Genomic DNA, 18,978 nt, shown 5'->3' with positions numbered 1-18,978 from the left:
CCTACTCCTCGCTGGTCTGAGCCTGCCCTTCCACGAGCTCCCGAACGGCCTGGATAAAGGCTTCGCCACGGTGAGCATAGGAAGAGAACTGATCCATGGAAGCAGAGGCCGGTGCCATCAAGACCGTGTCACCGTCAACGGCCACTTGTGCGGCCGCATTGACGGCCATAGACATTACGCGCTCACCCGACTTGCTGGTGATGTGCGTTTCAGAGACTGGCCGTTCACTCTGCGCATCTTCAGTTTCCCCGGTTCCGGGCTCAATCACCGGGACGTTGGGAGCGTGTCGTTCAAGGGCCGAGCGCAAAGTGCTGCTGTCTTCACCGATCAGAACAACTGCTTTGAGCCGGCTCACATGATCAATAACCAGCTGATCGTAACTGACACCCTTTGGCAAACCGCCAGCGATCCACACTACTGAGCTAAAAGCGGCTAGGGAGGCAGCTGCTGCATGCGGGTTGGTGGCTTTGGAGTCGTTGACCCACAAAATACCCTTGGACTTTGCTACCGCCTGAATTCGGTGGTCCCCTGGCACATAGTTTTTGATGCCCTCACGAACGGCTGTTGCATCAACGCCATAGGCGCGAACCAGCGCTGCGGCCGCGAGAGCGTTTGCCACCATGTGGCGCGGGGCAATGGCACCCAAATCGGCAATGGCGGCTAGTTCCTTTGCGGAGTCTTTGCGCTCAGCAATAAAGGCTCGGTCTACCAGTAGGTCCTCAACCACGCCCACCATACTGATGGCGGGAGTGTTGGTGGTGAACGCTACAGCACGGCAACCTTCCTGAACGTCAGCTTCCATCACCATGTGTTCAGTCTCAGGCGACTCTGCGTTGTAGATGCAGGCAACCTTGGTATTGGCATAGACACTGGCTTTATCCTGCAGATACGCTTCATAGCTTCCGTGCCAATCCACGTGGTCTTCAGCTACGTTCAGGCACACACTGGCCAACGGGGCCAAAGAATGACTCCAGTGGAGTTGGAAGCTCGAAAGCTCCACAGCGAACGCGTCGTACTCCACCGGATCGCGTAGCGCGTCGAGAATGGGGGTTCCCACGTTCCCCACGGCGATGGCCTTCAACCCGGCTGCTTGAAGCATTGACTCTGTGAGGCCAACCGTTGTGGTTTTGCCGTTGGTACCAGTGATCGTGAGCCATTCGGCCGTTTTGCGCCCCTCGCGAATACGCAAACGCCAGGCCAACTCAACATCGCCCCAAACAGCAATGTGACGCCTGGCAGCTTCTGCAAGGAGCGCTTGATCAGGGTGCCAGCCTGGTGAGGTGACCACAAGGTCCGGTGCTTGGGAATCCACCTCTGGCAAGGAAGCCACGGCTTCTTCGCCAAGCAGAACGTCTTGCGCGCCCACAATGCGGAGAGTGTCAGCGTGAGCCATTGCCTTTTCTGTGGTGGCAGAGTCCACCACAACAACATGGGCACCAAGCTCAATCAGGGTGTCCGCTGCGGCAAACCCGGAAATACCGATGCCCGTTACAACTACTCGTAGCCCTGCCCAATCAGCGTCCCAAGACGTCAATGAGGCTAGGCGCGTATCGATCGCTTCTTGGGCTTCCAAATCTCTCTGTGTCACAGTCCAACAACCCATTCGGCGTAGAAGATTCCCAAACCAACGGCAACAAAGAGCCCACACAGGATCCAGAATCGGACCACAACCGTAACCTCAGCCCAGCCTTTGAGCTCAAAGTGGTGCTGTAGTGGCGCCATCTTGAACACTCGCTTGCCGCCGGAGATCTTGAACCAACCGACTTGGATGATGACCGAGAGAGTGATGAGAACAAAAAGGCCACCGATAACAAACAACAAGATTTCGGTACGGCTCAGGATGGCGAAACCAGCCACAGCGGCCCCAATTGCGAGCGATCCCGTATCCCCCATAAAGATTTTCGCGGGAGAGGTGTTCCACCAAAGGAAACCCACCAGAGCTGCACTCATAATTGCTGCGAGCAAGGCCAGATCCAAGGGGTCACGAACTGCGTAGCATGCGCCGCCCGCTTGCCGGGGGGATCCACATGCTTGGTTGTTCTGCCAGATTCCCATGATCGTGTAGGCGGCAAAAACCATGATGGCAGCACCGGCAGCCAAGCCGTCCAAACCGTCAGTGAGGTTCACTCCATTAGAGGCCGCTGTAATGATCAAGTTGGACCAGATCACAAAGAGCACTGCTCCAAGCACGGATCCGCCGAAGGCCAAATCCAGCCAAGGGATGTCGCGCACTAATGAAACGTGTGTTGAAGCCGGTGTGATTCCACGGTCGTCCGGGAATCCCAAGGCTAAGAGGGCAAAAATGATTCCGACTGCTGCCTGCAAAATAAGCTTGGCTTTGGCGTTGAGCCCAAGTGAGCGCTGCTTGGAAATCTTGATGAAGTCATCGAGGAAACCAACCAGCCCCATCCCCACCATCAGGAACAACAAGAGCCCTGCAGAGGCCGTGGGACCTTCAAGCCGGGGGTTAATGAGCCACATAATCAAGTGGGTCAGGAAGTATGCCGCCACCACCGAGAGTACCCATACGGCCCCACCCATGGTGGGAGTTCCGCGTTTGGTGTGGTGTGACGTCGGTCCGTCATCACGAATGAACTGCCCATAGCCCTTGCGGACCAGAAGCTTGATAAAAAGTGGTGTCCCCACCAACCCAAATAGCAGTGCCAGCGCTGCGCCGGTCAAGAGTGCAATCACAGTTGATCATTCCCTTCGTTGGCGGGTGCTTCAACACCGGGTTGCTGGTCGATGCTCTGTCCTGACAGAGCCTGTTTTGGTAATGCTATCTGATCACCTAGGAACCGCAGCCCAACACCGTTGGAGGACTTAAAAAGAACCAAATCTCCGCTTTCGAGTTGTTCGTCGAGGATTTCTATAGCCTCTTCAACCGTGGCGGCGAAAAGCGCTTCGCTGCCCCACGATCCTTCTTGAATAGCGGAAATGTACAGGGGTCTTGCCGCCTGCCCGACCACCAAAAGTTTTGAGATGTTGAGCCTGACAACCTGGGTACCCACTGCGGCGTGTTCGCGGATTGACTCTTCGCCCAGTTCCAGCATGGCGCCCAGAACAGCCCAAGTGCGCCGTCCTCTACCTAGATCAGCCAAAGTCCGTAGCGCCGCCCGCATAGACTCAGGGTTGGCGTTGTACGCGTCATTGATGATCGTCACGCCGTCGCCACGTTCAGTTCTCTCCATCCGCCAGCGGCTCGCAGCGCTTTGAGTGTTCAACGCAGCCACAATAACGCTGTGCTCCACCCCAGCTGCACTTGCAGCACTAGCAGCGGCCAACAAGTTGGTGACGTGATGGGCGCCAATAAGTTTGGCGGAAACCGGGAATCGTTCTCCCATGGCGAACTGCAGCTCAAACTCGGGATAACCCTCAGCATTCGTCGCCGGATCAATGGCCCGCACGGTGTCTGCAGTAGCTTCCGGACTCCCAAGTGCAGTAAACCCAAGCACGCGCCCAACAGCACGTGATCGCATGGCCGCTACCCGCGCGTCGTCCAGGTTCAGGACCACAGTTCCTTCTGGAGCAATCGCTTCTGCGAGCTCGCCTTTAGCTTTGGCAATGTTTTCCACGCCGCCAAATTCTCCAGCGTGAGCTGTGCCAACGCCCAGCACAACACCAATATCGGGCTTGACCATGGCGGCTAGATAAGAAATATGACCAATGGAGGTGGCGCCCATCTCGATGACCAAGAATCGTGTGGATTCATCAGCCATAAAAACTGTGAGGGGTACACCCACCTCGCCGTTGTATGAGCCCTGCGGTGCCACCGTCTTGGCTACTGAACCAAAAATGCCAGCTAGTAAATCCTTCGTGGTGGTCTTACCGGCTGATCCGGTAATTCCCACCACCGTAAAATCATGCCCCTGAGCAGAACGAGCGGTGCGGATCCGTTGGACCGATGCACTGGCGAGGGCGCCCATCGCCAACACAGCATCCGGAACAATAACAGTCGGATACGGAGCCCCTGAGGGATCGAGAACTTGGCGTTCGCCCAGGACCAGAGTGGCACCGTTGGTCATCGCTGCGCCAATAAAGTCGTGTCCGTCAGCGTGTTCGCCCGGCTTGGCAACGTAGAGGCTGCCATTGGTAGCTTCGCGTGAGTCTGTGACCACGTTTTGGGGCGTGAGGAGCTCGATACCCTCAACAGGGCTGAGCGTTCCACCGGTAATGTGGGCGATTTCTTGCGCTGTAAATTGAATCATCTCGGTTTAGGAGCCTAACGTCTCGGCGGAGGAAGCGTTGAATCCAAATGCTGTCAAGGCATTACGAAGTTCGGCGCGGTCATCAAGGGGAAGGTTCACACCTTTGACCTCTTGCCACACCTCATGGCCACGTCCGGCAACCAAAATGGTGTCCTTGGCGGTGGCAAGTTCAACGGCACGGCGGATGGCATCCTTACGTGGTGAAACTTCCTCCACAACGCGGGGCACAGTCAGCTTTTCATTCGCCCCAATGGCGCCGGCCATCACATCTGCACGGATACTGGCCTCGTCTTCCTCGTGCGGGTCATCATCGGTGATGATGACCACGTCTGCGAGTTCGACGGCGATTGCACCCATTGTGGGTCGCTTACCTTGATCGCGTTGTCCTGTTGCCCCAAATACGACGATGACCCTTGAGCCTTCTTCGCCGGATCGAACAGCGCCAAGAGCGCGTGCCAAGGCGTCCGGGTTGTGAGCAAAATCAACAATGGCCGCGGGCGAAGTACCCACCATTTGCATCCGGCCAGGAACCTCCACAGTCAGTGGATCGTGAGTGTCCAAAGCTGTTTGGAGAGCCTGAAGGGGTACACCCGATTCGAGAACCATCAGGACAGCCAGTGCCGCATTGGCCACGTTGAAATTGCCGGGCAGGCCACTGTGGACCGCAAGGCTTTGACCGTCACGTTTTGTCAGAACAAAGTCTGTACCCAAGCCAGCGGCTTGTTGGCTGCTCAACTTCCAGTCGGCGTCGTAAGTGTTTTCTGACGCTACCGAAACGGTAGTGACCGGAACACTAGCCTGCGTTGCAAGGCGCTGTCCCCATTCGTCGTCGACAAGAATCACTGCCCTGCCGGTATGTTCCGGGGTAAATAGCTCGGCCTTGGTGGCGAAGTACTCATCCATGGTGCCGTGGAGATCCAAATGGTCTTGGGTCAGATTGGTGAAACCCGCAACATCGAAGTGCACTCCATCCACACGGTGGTAGGACAAAGCGTGCGAGGAAACCTCCATGGAGGCCCCGTCAATACCGCGCTCTCGCATCAACGCCAGCAAGGCATGGACATCAGTGGACTCTGGAGTGGTCAACTTGCTGGGAATCGGTTCGTCCCCGGCAACGATCTCAATGGTGCCGATCAAACCGGTGGTTTTGCCCAGTGAACGCAAAAGAGAGTTCACAAAATAGCTAGTGGTGGTTTTACCGTTGGTACCTGTCACAGCAAAAAGATCTGGACGGAGGACGCCTTCTGGCTGGCTGCCGTAGATAAGACCGGCCAACGGTCCGACGACGGCACGTACGTCCTCGGTCACAAGAACCGGCAGGGCAAAATCAGTATCAAGAGCCAGCGCACGAGCACCTGCTTGGTCGGTGAGCACAGCCGCTGCCCCCCGCTCGGCCGCCTGAGCAGCGAAGTCTGCACCGTGCCGGTTGGCGCCCGGCAGCGCAACGTACAAGTCACCCGGTTCAACACCACGCGAATCGCTCGTGATCCCCGTAACTTCGGCCGCACCCGGTGCAGGGACACTGAGCTGCTGGGCGATCTGTTCAAGAGAAACTTCGGTCCTGTTGGAAGGACGGAACGGTGAGCGTCCGCTCTGGCCGGACTCCCCGGACGATTGATCAGACAAATGACACTCCGTAGTACTAGTTTCTAGGCCGCTGGCAATACCAACGGTGTTCTGCCGCCGCAGGTTTGACGGCCAACCCCAATGCTTTCAGATTACTTTGCGTACTGCGGCAAGTGCGCTGCCTTGCCGGTGGAAGGTGCAACGTTGTAGGTGCGGAGGACTTGGCTCATAACTGAACGGAACGTTGGGCCGTTGCTGATGCCATAAATGTCGCCCTTGGGACGCTGAACCACGATTTCTACAATAAACCTCGGGTCGTCCATTGGAGCCATACCCACCATCGAAGCGGTGTATCCACAGAAGCCTGGCTGCCCGTTGTCGCACGGCGATTCCGAGGTTCCGGTTTTTGCACCGATCCGGTAGCCGTCGATTGCGGCTTCCTTGATCTCGCCCTCGGTCACGTTACTTTCCAAAATCGAGCGAACCTGCTTGGCCGTGGAATCGGAGACGATGGTTTGCGGGTCAGCCGCTGGAACCTTCTCTTCGGTGCCATCTGGGTTGATGTATGAATCAATGAGGCGGGGCTGAAGCATCACACCGTTGTTTGCGATGCTTTGGTACGCACGGACGGTCTGCAAGGTTGTCTGTGAAACACCCTGGCCAAACAGCACTGTGTACTGCTGGCGGTCATCCCATTTGTCTGGCTTGGACAAGATGCCTTGACCAACACCCGGCAAGGGAATGTCTGGTGTTTTACCGATGCCAAACTTGCTGAGCCAGTCGTAACGCTGTTGACGGCTCAGCGCTTGGCCAGCCATGACGGTTCCGGTGTTCATGGAGAACCCTAAGATGCCGGCCAATGTCCGCTTTTCAGTACCGTGCTCGAAGGCATCGCTGAAGGTCTGGCCATCCACGGTGTACGTGGGAGGAATAGTGTAGGTGGACAGCGGGGTAGCTTTGCCTTCTTCGATCAACGCGGAAGCGGTGAGAACTTTCTCCACCGAGCCGGGCTCATAGGCTGCCGTCACGGAACGCACACCGCGGTCTTCAGCCGCCACTTTGCCAGGATCGTTAGGGTCCGGTGAGTTGGTATCAGCAAGGGCTATCAAATTGCCGGTTTTGCTGTCCATAATCACGATGCTGCCCCATTCAGCGTTCAGCTTGTCTACCTGAGTCTGAATAGCTTGTTGAGCAAAGTATTGAATGTCGCTGTTGAGCGTAAGCTTCACCGTCTTGCCATTTTCGGCTGGGGTCAACTTGTCCGGGGCTACCGGGATGACCAAACCGTCTGCGCCGATCTCATAGCTCCGCTCACCGGCTTTGCCTTTGAGCACCGAGTCCTGAGTCTGCTCAATGCCTGCTTGACCCGTGGTGCCATCCTGCAGGAATCCAACCACGCCGCCAGCAACAGCACCGTTCGGGTAAACACGCTGGCTCACGCCGCTGGCTACAACACCTGGCACGTGGAGTGCCATGATGGCATCTGCCACATCCGGCTTGACATTGCGGGCCATAAGTTTGTAAGCGGATTCGCCAGTAGCTAGCTCTTTCACTTGGGCTGTTTCCATACCCAGCAATTTGGCCAAATCGCTCAAGCCTTGATCACGGCTAACCTCAAGCACCTCACCAGATTTGTCATCCTTGTGCGGGAACTCGGTGGTTTTGGTGTTGAGCGCCTGATCGATGGAGATGTCATAACGGATCACTGATGTGGCCAGAACAGTGCCCTTTTCGTCAACAATCTGTCCACGAGCGGCCGGAAGAATCATGCTTCGCGCCCGGTTGTTCTGCGCCGCTTCGGCTAATCCGCCAACGTCAAGGCCTTGAACCAAAAAAAGCTTGCCAGCTACGACCAGCAAGAGGGTGAGCATAATTGCCAAGCCCACCCGGAGGCGGCGAGTGGCGCCTGTGTTCCTCTGAGCTTTTGCCTTTTTGCTGCTCTGCGCCACGTACTTACCTCATTGATCGTTGACCGGTTTACCCGGGCAGTTCACTTACTCACTGACCTGGCGTTTTCTGCGCCGGAGCCGGAATGGTGCCGCCGTTCAGCACCACGGGTGCTTTAGCTTCCGGAGCCTTAGCTGCTGGCGTTGCCACAGCTTCAGGAGTTGCGGCCGTCTGCTCAGCGGCAGCGGCCCGGTTCTCGATGGCCTCCTGAGCCGGAGCCGGGGGAACCACAGCAAGTTGGCCAGCCACTGCCGGAGCAGCGATGATGGCGCCCTTGTTGTTGTCATCCTTGACCGCCGGAGCTGCCTTACCGCTTACAGCCAAGGTTTTAAGATCAATCTGACCCTGGACTGTCGAAGCAACCATTCCCAATTGTGAAGCCTTGGCCGCCAAATTCTGGGGAGCTTCGAAGTTTTGGACTTGCTGTGTCAGCTCTTGGTTCTGTTTGTTGAGCGAGGACTGCTCGGCCTTCAGCTCAACGAGTTGGTACTGACCTTTGGAAACCTGAATGTTGAGAACCAGTACTCCTAGAAGAGCCACAGCGAGCACTGCGAAGCAGAAGACCACAAACGGGGCGCGTTTGCGGCGCGGTGTGCTCTGCACCAGGGACAGCGGAGTGCGCTGACGCCGGGAAGGCGCTTGCGCAGCGCCAACCAATGATCGTGCGGTGTTACCCACAACAGACTGGAAGCTGTAGTTTGCTCCGGCGCTCATTTGGCCCTCCTGGCTTTGATACGTTCTACGGCGCGCAGACGAGCTGACGCGGCACGGGGATTCTCAGCAATTTCTGCCGCGGTGGGCACCTCGGTGCCTTTAGTGATGGTCTTGAGTTGTGCTTTGTGCTCTTCGAGTTCCACTGGAAACCCAAGGGGCGCCGAGGACTTGGACCCTGCCGCGAAGACGCTCTTGACGATCTTGTCTTCGAGCGAGTGATAGGACATCACCACCACGCGTGCACCCAAGGCGATCGAGGCAACTGCAGCCGGGACAGCACGCTCAAGAACGTCGAGCTCTTCGTTGACTTCGATACGCAAGGCTTGGAATGTTCGCTTGGCAGGGTGGCCCCCGGTGCGTGCGGCCGATGCGGGAACAACCGCCCGAATCACGTCAACGAGTTCGCCTGTGCCTTGGAACGGTTTGATCTCCCGAGCGGCAACAATGCGGTTGGCGATCCGGCCAGCGAACTTCTCTTCGCCCCACTTACGAATAATCCGAACGAGCTCTTCTTCGCTGTAGTTATTGACCACGTCAGCCGCTGTTTGCCCGCGACTGGTGTCCATTCGCATGTCCAGCGGGGCATCGTAGGAATAGGCAAATCCTCGGGTACGCTCATCCAGCTGCAGGGAGGAAACACCTAAGTCCATCAGGACTCCGTGCACTTGGTGAAGTCCGAGATCTTCGATCACGTCTCCAATTTCGTCATACACCGCGTGAACCAAGTCAATGCGGTCTTGAAACGGAGCAAGACGTTCGCCGGCCAAAGCAAGCGCTTCTTCATCCCTATCAATACCAATGAGCTGCAGATCAGGGTGCCGCTGCAAAAGTGCTTCGGAGTGACCACCCATGCCCAGAGTGGCATCAATAACAACAGGGACTTCACCACGCTGGCGGGCAGCTTCGAAACCTGGTTCAAGAAGTTTGATGCAACGGTCTTTGAGTACGGGAACGTGACGCTCGGAGGTGGGCTTAGTGCCATCGCCTTCGACCATGAAGTTTCCCCTTCCCGTACTTGTTCGTTACTGGCGTGGTGTTGATGATCCCTGCTGATGTTTCCTAGATCAGGTCCCCATCCGCGCCTAGAGTGCGTCCCGCCTGGCTCCGGGGAAGTGAAGCCAGGTTGGTGCAGTCTGGGCGGCTGGAGATCTCATCCAGGAACCTTGGTTCCTGAACCGGTTTCCACTGTGTTGTGGCCCGGCCACAACTTAGAAGATTCCGGGAATCCCGTTGTCGTCCGTTTCGGAGAAGACGCTTTCCTTCTCCTCGAGGTAGTCAGTCCAAGCCTGCATATCCCAAATCTCGGCCCTGGATCCGGCTCCAATGACAGCCAGTTCCCTGCCCAGCCCGGCGTATGCACGCAATGCCGGCGGAATGGTGATGCGCCCTTGCTTGTCAGGTACCTCGTCAGAGGCTCCAGAGAGAAAAACTCGAATATAGTCACGGGCTTGCTTGGAGGAGATCGGAGCCTCCCGCATTTGCTCGTGAACTTTTTCAAATTCCCGCTGACTGAAGACGTAGATACAACGCTCCTGGCCTCTAGTGAGAACCAAACCGTTGGACAGTTCCTCGCGAAACTTGGCTGGCAGGATGATGCGTCCCTTTTCATCCAGACGTGGAGAATGCGTGCCAAGAAACACGTACCCACCGCCGATCTGTTCAAAAGGGGGCTACACGTACCCCGCGCTGCCACTACCCTCTTACATGCTCCACTTTACTCCACTTCGCACCACGGTCAAGACAAAAAAGCACTTCCGCAGGGTGTGTTGGGAATAAATTCCGCGTCACTGCAAGGAAATAGCAAGTGGTGGAATGTGGAGGGATTTAAACGTCAAAGGCCCGCCGAAGCGAGCCTATGAAGGGTTTTTGGAGCTTATTGTGACGTTGCAGCGCTCAAGTGGTGCAAAGTGGAGGAGCTACAGGGTGCTTGAAGAACCGAAATTACGGCTCTTCACGGCGCCGGGCATCCCAACGTTCTTCGAGGTTGTTCATAAAAGAACTACGGGGCTTGGTCCCTGTACTGGACGGATTATTCACCTTCCCCGCGCCGCGGGGGCGCAAGGTTGCAAAGTAAACGCCAGCGCCCATCACCAGAAAGCCGAGCACACCCACAATGATCAGCTGAGTTGAGACTCCAACCAACAGGACCAGGATGCCTACTATCGCTGCCAGCACTCCCAAAATGAGATGGCGCGTAGACCAGCGACGTGCGGCGCCAGTCTCCATCGAGCTAGCAAAACGGGGATCGTCCTCATGCAGTTGTTTCTCTAACTGCTCGAGTAGCCTCTGTTCGTGCTCCGAAAGCGGCATCACGACCTCCTAGGTGTCACTGCGTTGTGCCGTTGGCATCAATCAATTCACAATTACTGTGTCTATCTAGAATAGGTTGTTGCGGGGCTAACTGAAAGACGTGCAGATCACAGCTGGCCCTTGTTGTTGCGTTTAGGCATCAACTTCGCTGGCGTGACGGCTGCGGAACCAAAACGAGCCGCAGCTTGGTCCAAAGCGGCTTCAGCTGCGCGCCAATTATTTTCCCGCCGATCAAGGCTCAACTGCAGAGCTCCGTTGCCGGCCGATTCCAGAGATTCAACGCGAACCCCAATCAAACGCACGGACTGCGGCAACGGCGTCAAAGCATCCAAGAGTCCACACACAGTCTGGTAAATCTGCGTTGCATTGTCCGCTGGTACCGTGAGTGACCGGCTCCGGCTCACCAAACTGAAATCCTCGTAGCGGAGCTTCAGCGCCACGGTTCGTCCAGCGACTCCACCGGAGCGCAGCCGCTCGCCTACTCGATGCGAGAGCCGAAGGAGTTCTTGTTTGAGCCGGCCAACATCATGAACATCGATCGAGAACGTCTCTTCGGCCCCAATGCTTTTCTCCGTGCGTTCAGGGGTGACCTTTCGACCATCGCGTCCCCAAGCGAGCTCGTAGACATGCTCACCACTAGCGCCAAGCAGCTTCTTTAAGGACGACGGCGGTGTGGCGGCTACGTCTGCCACGGTTCGGATTCCAATCCGCGCCAGGGTTTCGACGGATTTTGCCCCAACACCCCAGAGCGCGCTGACGGGCAGCGAATGCAAATAAGTAATGGTCTGATCCGGCTCAATCTTCAGCAGAGCATCGGGCTTGCATCGTGTGGAGGCGATCTTTGCCACGAACTTGCTCGCGGCGATTCCCACAGAAGCCGTAATTCCCAACTCTGTTGCCACCCGGCGTCGGATCATCTGTCCGATCTCTTCCGGTGTTCCCAAACGACGGATGGCACCTGCCACGTCCAAAAATGCTTCGTCAACACTTAGCTGCTCCACTTGATCGGTAACCGAGTGGAAGATCTCCATGATCTGTTTTGATACCTCGTAGTACAAGGAATGCCGTGGCTCAATAACCACCGCCGTAGGAGCCATTCGCATGGCAACCGCCATGGGCATGGCAGACTTCACACCGAGTTTGCGAGCTGAATAAGAAGCTGAGAGCACCACGGAGCGGCCCGTGGGAAAACCCACAATCACGGGTTTGCCCACGAGTTCTGGACGTTCACGCAGCTCTACCGAGACAAAGAACGCATCCATGTCCACGTGCAGGATGCTGCATTTTCGCAATTCGCGCAGCTGTTCCTGGTTCACGGCTTCAATCTTAGGCGCCAGCACTGACTAAACTGAGTGGGGGTCTATGAGCGATGAGCCGTAGAAGTATCAACCAAGGAGCCAAGTAGTGAGTTCGGACGCAGCAAGTGCCCAAGAACAAGAGCAGTTTGTCGCCGCTGTTGCCGATCATCTCCAAAAATTCTTGGCTTCTCGCCAGAAACTGGTTGATGACATCTCCCCCGATGTTCAGCCGCTCCTGGATTCAATCTCCGCGCTAGTCACTGGCGGGAAGCGCTTGCGGGCTACTCTCTGCTATTGGGGATGGCGCGGTGCAGGTGGTGCAGCCCTAGCGCCAGAAATTGTGATCGCCGGTGCAGCCTTGGAGTTGTTCCAAGCCGCTGCGTTGATTCACGACGACATCATTGACCGTTCTGATACTCGCCGCGGCGGCCCCAGCGTCCACCGCCGTTTTTCCCTCCTCCACCGTGCTGAAGGTTGGGCCTTGGACGAGGAGCGCTTCGGCCATGCAGCCGCCATTCTGACTGGGGATCTTTGTTTGTCTTTGAGCGAGGAAGTGTTCTCCGCGATTGGTCCACTCTCGGCTCATGGCACGGGGGCTCGAGAGATTTTCAACCAGATGCGCGCCGAAGTAATGGCCGGACAATATTTAGACATCCTCGAGGAAGTGGCTGGTCCGCTGCGCGATCCCGCCACAGCCGTCAAGCGTGCCCGGTCCATCATTCGTTTTAAATCCGCAAAGTACACCACAGAGCATCCCTTTGCTTTGGGCGGTGCACTCGCTGGAGCGCCGACATCACTCACCGCCGGATACTCGCGTTTTTCGCTTCCACTGGGAGAAGCATTTCAACTGCGCGACGACGTACTAGGAGTTTTCGGCGACCCGGCAGTCACTGGCAAACCCGCTGGTGACGACATTAGAGAAGGTAAGCGCACCGTCTTGATGGCGCTTGCCTTGGAACACGCCTCTACCGAGGAAGCTGCCCTGATCGAAGAGCACTTGGGCAAGCCCGAACTCAGCGACGGACACTTGGCTCGCATTCGCGAAGTCATCACCAATAGTGGAGCACTCACTGCTACAGAAGCCCTGATCGAAGAGCTCAGCGGGGACGCCTTGGCCGCGCTGGATTCTTTGGGCCTCGCGGTGGAGGTCAGAGAGGCCCTGGACCGTTTGGCGCACGGCGCAGTTCGTCGCGCAGCGTAGTCTGAAAACCAGCTTGCCTACCAGGCAGTTCTGACTACTACGCGGGCGACTACCTACCAGGCGAGCGACAACTCACCAGGCGAGCGATTGGGCCCGACGACGAATTTCCGTTTTACGACCTTCAATAAGGGCATCGATCGGACGTCCAGGCAGTGACTCATCCTCGGTAAACAACCACACGAGCATGTCCTCGTCGTTGTAGCCTGCATCGCGCAAGACAGCGACGGTGCCTTTTAGACTGTCCAAAATCACGCCGTCGTTCAAGAACGCGGCCGGAATCTTGCGGATTCCGCGGTCGCCTACACGCAGGGCTACAAGAGCACCTTCGTCAACAAGTCCGTGCACCTTGGTAACTGTTACATCCAACATTTGGGCTACGTCCGGGAACGGTAGCCACTCACCCACAAGGGTCTCTGCATTACTCACGCTTAAAGGTTGCCACGGCACAAGGCTTGGAGCCTAAAGGCGGAGCCATTTTGAGGCCGCTGGTAGTGAATTTGTGATGAAGAAATGTCGACACTCCGGGAATTTGTCTTGTCGGCTGTAGTTCAAATCTTGTGCTAGATCGAAATTCGTGAGAGATTCACATGGGTCACATTTGTAACATGACCATACTTGAATAACATCAGTCACACTGGCAACAGACCGTCCGATCGGATGGCGCCTACACCCAGAATGAGGATCTTCTTTATGACGACCCCCCCATCGCCGAAGTTCCGTCCGCTGCAGTCAAGGGCTAAAGTGGCCGTTACAACGGCGGCACTGCCCGTCGTCGTACTGTCCTCGCTGGCACTCGCGCAGCCGGCAGAAGCCCAAGCGCCCTCTCAGCCCTACCAAAAAATTCCGGCTACGCTCAAGGCGGCTATGGAAGCCCAAGCAGCCGCGGCCAAGGTCCAAATCCCTTCCGCCAAAGTTGCCAGCACCGTCCCTTCGGCATTGCGCCCCATGGCTTCCGTTCCCGGCACTTACACCATCAAGTCCGGCGATACGATCAGCGGAATCGCAGCTCGTTATGGTCTGAAGACCTCTGAAGTCCTGCGCATCAATAACCTCCGTGCAACCCAGATCATTTACCCTGGTCAAAAGATCAAGCTCAGTGGCACCGCCACGGCAGCAGCACCGGTCAAGACCACCGCACCTAAGCCGACGGCAATTGCCAGCACGTCCGGTACCTACACAGTCAAGTCCGGCGACACCCTCGGCGGTATTGCTGGACGGCACGGCGTTTCGCTCTCCTCCCTGTTCAGCGCCAACGGACTCTCAATGAGCTCGATCATCTACCCGGGCCAGAAAATCCGGCTTAGCGGCTCGGCAGCCAGCACACCGGCGGCCGTCAAGCCTGCCGCTAGCAAGCCAGCGGCCAGCAAACCCGCAACCACCACCGGTACCTACACAGTCAAGTCCGGCGACACCCTCGGCGGTATTGCAGGACGGCACGGCGTTTCGCTGTCCTCGCTGCTCAGCGCCAACGGACTCTCAATGAGCTCGATCATCTACCCGGGCCAGAAAATCCGGCTTAGCGGCTCAGTAGCCAGCACACCCACTGCTGTTCAGCCCGCCGGCGGAACTACTACGCCGTTGGTTCCCAGCAGCTTCTTGGGCTACCACTACCCCGCAGCTGTGGTCAGCTCAGCTAACGCTAACAAGGCCCTGCTCAACGCGGCTCCTGTTCCGAGCCAGGCACAGATGAAAGAGATTGTTCGCAGCACGGCAGTTCGTATGGGAGTGGATCCCAAGTTGGCTATGGCTTTTGCCTACCAAGAGTCGGGCTTCAATCAGCGTGCAGTCTCCCCCGCCAATGCCATTGGCACCATGCAGGTTATTCCGAGCTCGGGTGAGTGGGCTTCCTCGATGGTGGGCCGCAAGCTCAATCTCTTGGACCCCTATGACAACGTCACCGCCGGCGTGGCGCTCATCCGTTCTTTGCTTAGAACCAGCAAAAACACTGACTACGCTATTGCCGGTTACTATCAGGGGCAGTATTCGGTAGAGCTTTACGGCATGTATTCCGATACCAAGGCGTACGTAGCCGCGATCAAAGCACACCGCGCTACCTTCTAAACGCACGCAAGGTGGTTCGGTAGAGCTCAAAAGCACTACATAACGAAAAGGGGTCCCGAGCATGTCGCTTCGGGACCCCTTTTCGCAAGCATTTAGGATCGAAGGGTGCAGGAACACGTGAGCGATGCCTTGATTGGCACCCTAGTAGATATGCGGTACCGCGTCAGCGCCAAGCTGGCACGCGGAGGTATGTCCACTGTGTATTTGGCAATTGACCAGCGTTTGGACCGGGAAGTTGCCCTGAAAGTTTTGCACCCACACCTCTCTGGCGACCCGCAATTCCTCGACCGTTTGGGCAGCGAAGCCAAAGCGGCTGCCAGGCTCTCACACCCGCACGTAGTGGCCGTTCTGGATCAGGGGCAAGATCAGCACACTGCGTACCTGGTGATGGAGTACATCAAGGGCCACACGCTCAGGGACGTGATGAAAGATAAGGGTGCGCTGACACCGCGCCTCGCCTTGGCGTATTTGGATGCGATCGTAGAGGGTCTAGCCGCTGCACATCGTGCGGGGCTGATCCACCGTGACGTCAAACCTGAGAATGTGTTGCTCTCAGATACCGGTCACATCAAAATTGGCGATTTTGGTCTCTCCCGAGCAGTCACCACCACTACAAGCACTGGCGCCCTTATTGGCACAGTTGCTTACCTTTCTCCCGAACTAGTGTTGGGACGTGCTGCCGACGCAAGGAGTGATATTTATTCGGTGGGCATTATGCTCTTCGAAATGCTCACCGGGCAACAACCATTTACGGGCGAGATTCCCCTTCAGGTGGCCTACCAGCACGCCAACTCCACCGTCCCAGCACCTTCCACCCTCGTCCCGGGCCTAGCTCAGGACCTTGATGAGTTAGTGCTGTGGTGCACTGCCAAGGACCCTGAAAATCGTCCAGTGGATGCCGATGCGCTACTGGGTGAACTGCGTCATGTGCGTGCGACTCTCAGTAACTCCGAGCTGGACTTGGGAAGCCAAGGTACGTCCAACACAGAGGTGTTGAGGCCCAACAACCATCGAACCGAAGTACTCGAAACACGGACCCAAGTATTGGGCAACGGTGGTGGTTTGGGCCCCGGCTACAACAGCGAGGCAACGCAGGTCATTTCTGGGGGCCAGTCCCCCACTACCGTGCTGGGCCAAGGCGTCCGGTGGCAGCAACCTTATTCACCCATGGTGCCCGAGGTTCACGATCGTCCCGGTAATGGCAGTGGAGAACCTCGGCCGAGTAAACGCGAGTTGAAAAAGGCTGCCAAAGCCCAAGAGCGTGACCGGGTCAAAGCTGCAGCCACCCCGGTCGCCTCTCTCCGCCACGGGAACTCCCGCCGTCGGGGTGCTATTTGGATTGTGGTAATTGTGCTCTTGGCACTTCTTGCCTCAAGTGCCGGGTGGTTTTTTGGTTTGGGTCCGGGCGCTGAGGGCACCATTCCGGACGTTCGGAACAAAACGGTCTCCACGGCGCAGCAACAAATCAGCGCAGCGGGAATGCACAACACCACCCAAGAAGTATTTGATGACAACGTTTTAGCAGGCATGGTGGTGGCGAGTGACCCTCCCACGGGGACCCGCATCCGCAAGTTTCAAAACATTTCGCTGTTGGTCTCCAAAGGCCCGCAGCTTTTTGCTCTGCCCACTTTGACGTCCAAGCAGTTAGACGTCGCCAAGGATGAATTGAACAAGGCAGAGATGGCCTTGGGCACCATCAGCGAGGTGTACGACGACGTTGCTGCCGCCGGCTTTGTGCTTAAACAATCCCCTGCTGCGGGCAAAGCAGTTCGCCACGGCACTCCCGTGGCTCTCACGGTTTCTAAGGGCCCTCAGCCCATCAACGTCCCGGATGTAACGGGTCAAGAGCAAGAGGCAGCTGTTGGAGCCATCACTGATGCTGGTTTGAAGGCAGTGGTTGCGCCGGAGCGGGAATTCAGCAAAACCGTGCCAGAGGGCCATGTGATTTCTCAGGAACCGGCAAACGGCACACTCGTCAAGGGCGAGAGCGTTACCTTGACGATTTCCAAGGGGCCCAAAATGATCAAGGTCCCCAACGTCATTGGCAAACAAATTGACGATGCACGCCAGATCCTTGAGGACCTGGGATTCAAGGTCACGGTCGAAGAACTACTCGGAGGCTTCTTCGGATCCGTGCGATTCCAAGAGCCGGGGAATGGTGAAGCCCCGGAGGGCTCCACCATTCACCTGAGCTACGTCTAGCGCTTAGCCAGGGCTCCAGCCACCAAAAAGGCCATCTCGAGGGATTGCATGTGGTTCAGTCGCGGATCACATACTGACTCGTAGCGGTCAAGGAACGCTTCCTGATCAATTGGGTCAGCACCGCCCAAGCACTCGGCAACGTCATCGCCGGTCATCTCTACATGCAAACCGCCGGGGAAGGTGCCGAGGGCTTCGTGCACTTCAAAGAATCCACGAACTTCGTCAATGACATCGTCAAAGTTGCGAGTTTTGTAACCGTTCGGTGAGGTCACGGTGTTGCCGTGCATGGGGTCAGTAACCCAAAGAACCTGGGCACCGCTGGCCGTAACCCGCTCCACCAGAGAAGGCAGCTTCTCGCGAATATTCTTGGCGCCCATCCGGGTAATAAAAGTGAGACGGCCGGGTTCGCGGTTGGGGTCCAGCTTGTCGATCAATGCCAGCGCATCATCTCCGCTGGTACCGGGGCCCAGTTTCACACCGATGGGGTTCCGGACACGGGACAAGAAGTCCACGTGAGCGTCCTCGAGGCCGCGTGTCCGCTCACCGATCCACAAGAAGTGGCCGGAGGTGTCATACGGCAAACCGGTCCGTGAATCGATGCGAGTTAGCGCGCGCTCGTAGTCCAAGAGCAGTGCTTCGTGGCTGGCAAAGAATTCCACCCGCTTGAGTGCTTCAAAATCTGCACCGCAAGAACCCATGAACTTAATGGCCCGGTCAATGTCGCGGGCCAAAGACTCATAGCGTGCGTGTGCCGGGTTGGAGGTGAAGCCCTTGTTCCACTGATGAACCAAACGCAGATCGGCAAACCCACCCTGGGTGAAAGCCCGGATCAGGTTAAGCGTAGAAGCGCTCGTGTGGTACGCCTTGAGCATCCGAGACGCATCGTGTTTGCGGCTCTCTGGCGTAAATTCGTAACCATTCACAATGTCGCCGCGGAAGGCGGGGAGAGTGACGCCGTCGCGCGTTTCATCGTTTGAGGAACGGGGCTTGGCGAACTGGCCAGCCATTCGGCCCATTTTGATCACGGGCATTGATGCACCGTAGGTCAAAACCACTGACATTTGAAGGATAGTGCGCACACGCGCGCTGATCTTATCTGCCGTTGCACCGTCAAACGTTTCAGCGCAGTCACCACCCTGCAGCAAAAACGCTTTGCCTTTCGCGGCCTCGGCCAAGCGGGCCCGAAGAACGTCGACTTCCCCGGCAAATACTAGGGGCGGGACGATGGAAAGCTCTTTAACGGACGCATCAAATACATCGCGATCAGACCACGTGGGTTGCTGCGAAATCGGCAGCTGCCGCCAGTCGTCGAGGCCCGGATAGCTAGCCGCACCGCTCTGGGCGGTGCTGGACAGCTGATCAGACGAGCCTAGGTATGCCGGCGTGGACGGGGAAGATGCTGGGGTAATGGAAGTCTCAGTCACCACTCCAGATTAGAGCCCTTGGGGAGGAATTGCTCACAAGGACGTAA

At 57.0% G+C, this 18,978-nt stretch carries 15 protein-coding genes; 3 read left to right on the top strand and 12 right to left on the bottom strand.

Going from position 1 to position 18,978, the window contains the following annotated elements; all coding sequences use genetic code 11:
• Position 1 precedes the first annotated feature (1 nt).
• From murD to dinB, 10 genes are all read right to left on the bottom strand, one after another.
• Positions 2 to 1,603: a UDP-N-acetylmuramoyl-L-alanine--D-glutamate ligase gene (murD, locus tag ACQQCD_RS11610; RefSeq protein ID WP_430268542.1), complete on the bottom strand. Its 1,602-nt coding sequence runs from the start codon at positions 1,601 to 1,603 to the stop codon at positions 2 to 4.
• Positions 1,585 to 2,694 carry a phospho-N-acetylmuramoyl-pentapeptide-transferase gene (gene mraY / locus ACQQCD_RS11605; RefSeq protein WP_430268541.1) on the bottom strand — a complete coding sequence of 370 codons (1,110 nt, stop codon included), beginning with the start codon at positions 2,692 to 2,694 and terminating at the stop codon, positions 1,585 to 1,587. The genes murD and mraY overlap by 19 nt, the downstream gene beginning before the upstream one ends.
• A complete protein-coding gene (locus tag ACQQCD_RS11600) occupies positions 2,691 to 4,208 on the bottom strand; it encodes a UDP-N-acetylmuramoyl-tripeptide--D-alanyl-D-alanine ligase (RefSeq protein WP_430268540.1) in 1,518 nt (505 codons plus the stop codon). The genes mraY and ACQQCD_RS11600 overlap by 4 nt, the downstream gene beginning before the upstream one ends.
• Before the next feature lie 6 nt (positions 4,209 to 4,214).
• Positions 4,215 to 5,834 (bottom strand): UDP-N-acetylmuramoyl-L-alanyl-D-glutamate--2,6-diaminopimelate ligase, encoded by a 1,620-nt coding sequence (locus ACQQCD_RS11595; protein WP_430268539.1) that lies wholly within the window; start codon positions 5,832 to 5,834, stop codon positions 4,215 to 4,217.
• Between the two features lie 92 nt (positions 5,835 to 5,926).
• Complete coding sequence (locus ACQQCD_RS11590) at positions 5,927 to 7,723, bottom strand: peptidoglycan D,D-transpeptidase FtsI family protein (protein ID WP_430268538.1); 1,797 nt, start codon at positions 7,721 to 7,723, stop codon at positions 5,927 to 5,929.
• A 49-nt stretch (positions 7,724 to 7,772) separates the two neighbouring features.
• Complete coding sequence (locus ACQQCD_RS11585) at positions 7,773 to 8,435, bottom strand: hypothetical protein (RefSeq protein WP_430268537.1); 663 nt, start codon at positions 8,433 to 8,435, stop codon at positions 7,773 to 7,775.
• Complete coding sequence (gene rsmH, locus ACQQCD_RS11580; protein WP_430268536.1) at positions 8,432 to 9,430, bottom strand: 16S rRNA (cytosine(1402)-N(4))-methyltransferase RsmH; 999 nt, start codon at positions 9,428 to 9,430, stop codon at positions 8,432 to 8,434. The genes ACQQCD_RS11585 and rsmH overlap by 4 nt, the downstream gene beginning before the upstream one ends.
• A gap of 213 nt (positions 9,431 to 9,643) precedes the next feature.
• On the bottom strand, positions 9,644 to 10,075 hold the full coding sequence (gene mraZ / locus ACQQCD_RS11575; RefSeq protein ID WP_430268535.1) for a division/cell wall cluster transcriptional repressor MraZ: 432 nt from the start codon (positions 10,073 to 10,075) through the stop codon (positions 9,644 to 9,646).
• A 301-nt stretch (positions 10,076 to 10,376) separates the two neighbouring features.
• Positions 10,377 to 10,745, bottom strand: a complete 369-nt coding sequence (locus ACQQCD_RS11570; RefSeq protein WP_430268534.1) for a DUF3040 domain-containing protein — start codon at positions 10,743 to 10,745, stop codon at positions 10,377 to 10,379.
• A gap of 107 nt (positions 10,746 to 10,852) precedes the next feature.
• Positions 10,853 to 12,007: a DNA polymerase IV gene (gene dinB, locus ACQQCD_RS11565; RefSeq protein WP_430268569.1), complete on the bottom strand. Its 1,155-nt coding sequence runs from the start codon at positions 12,005 to 12,007 to the stop codon at positions 10,853 to 10,855.
• 142 nt (positions 12,008 to 12,149) lie between these two features.
• On the opposite strand from dinB, the gene ACQQCD_RS11560 reads away from it, so the two are divergent.
• Positions 12,150 to 13,244: a polyprenyl synthetase family protein gene (locus ACQQCD_RS11560; RefSeq protein ID WP_430268533.1), complete on the top strand. Its 1,095-nt coding sequence runs from the start codon at positions 12,150 to 12,152 to the stop codon at positions 13,242 to 13,244.
• A 72-nt stretch (positions 13,245 to 13,316) separates the two neighbouring features.
• Here the strand turns inward: ACQQCD_RS11560 and ACQQCD_RS11555 are convergent, their stop codons facing one another.
• The gene (locus ACQQCD_RS11555) at positions 13,317 to 13,670 is read right to left on the bottom strand and encodes an Rv2175c family DNA-binding protein (RefSeq protein WP_430268532.1); all 354 of its coding nucleotides are present in this window, start codon (positions 13,668 to 13,670) and stop codon (positions 13,317 to 13,319) included.
• 264 nt (positions 13,671 to 13,934) lie between these two features.
• On the opposite strand from ACQQCD_RS11555, the gene ACQQCD_RS11550 reads away from it, so the two are divergent.
• Positions 13,935 to 15,305, top strand: coding sequence for a LysM peptidoglycan-binding domain-containing protein (locus ACQQCD_RS11550; RefSeq protein WP_430268531.1), 1,371 nt, complete (start codon positions 13,935 to 13,937; stop codon positions 15,303 to 15,305).
• Positions 15,306 to 15,410: 105 nt separating this feature from the next.
• Positions 15,411 to 17,507, top strand: coding sequence for a Stk1 family PASTA domain-containing Ser/Thr kinase (gene pknB, locus ACQQCD_RS11545; RefSeq protein WP_430268530.1), 2,097 nt, complete (start codon positions 15,411 to 15,413; stop codon positions 17,505 to 17,507).
• Here pknB and ACQQCD_RS11540 read toward each other — a convergent pair.
• Positions 17,504 to 18,934 (bottom strand): class II 3-deoxy-7-phosphoheptulonate synthase, encoded by a 1,431-nt coding sequence (locus ACQQCD_RS11540; RefSeq protein WP_430268529.1) that lies wholly within the window; start codon positions 18,932 to 18,934, stop codon positions 17,504 to 17,506. The two genes, pknB and ACQQCD_RS11540, sit on opposite strands and share 4 nt — an antisense overlap.
• Positions 18,935 to 18,978 lie beyond the last annotated feature (44 nt).

Origin of the sequence: Pseudarthrobacter sp. J1763 (genome assembly GCF_050490295.1) — a bacterium.
Classification (GTDB): Bacteria; Actinomycetota; Actinomycetes; order Actinomycetales; family Micrococcaceae; genus JBNPEO01.
The sequence above is the reverse complement of the archived record's forward strand: the minus strand, read 5'-3'. Positions and strand labels throughout refer to the sequence as shown.

Excerpts from the sequence above, each read along its gene's own strand:
- murD (WP_430268542.1), bottom strand. The coding sequence starts at position 1,603 with ATGGGTTGTTGGACTGTGACACAGAGAGATTTGGAAGCCCAAGAAGCG.
- ACQQCD_RS11600 (WP_430268540.1), bottom strand. The coding sequence starts at position 4,208 with ATGATTCAATTTACAGCGCAAGAAATCGCCCACATTACCGGTGGAACG.
- ACQQCD_RS11585 (WP_430268537.1), bottom strand. The coding sequence starts at position 8,435 with ATGAGCGCCGGAGCAAACTACAGCTTCCAGTCTGTTGTGGGTAACACC.
- rsmH (WP_430268536.1), bottom strand. The coding sequence starts at position 9,430 with ATGGTCGAAGGCGATGGCACTAAGCCCACCTCCGAGCGTCACGTTCCC.
- ACQQCD_RS11570 (WP_430268534.1), bottom strand. The coding sequence starts at position 10,745 with ATGCCGCTTTCGGAGCACGAACAGAGGCTACTCGAGCAGTTAGAGAAA.
- dinB (WP_430268569.1), bottom strand. The coding sequence starts at position 12,007 with ATGGATGCGTTCTTTGTCTCGGTAGAGCTGCGTGAACGTCCAGAACTC.
- ACQQCD_RS11550 (WP_430268531.1), top strand. The coding sequence starts at position 13,935 with ATGACGACCCCCCCATCGCCGAAGTTCCGTCCGCTGCAGTCAAGGGCT.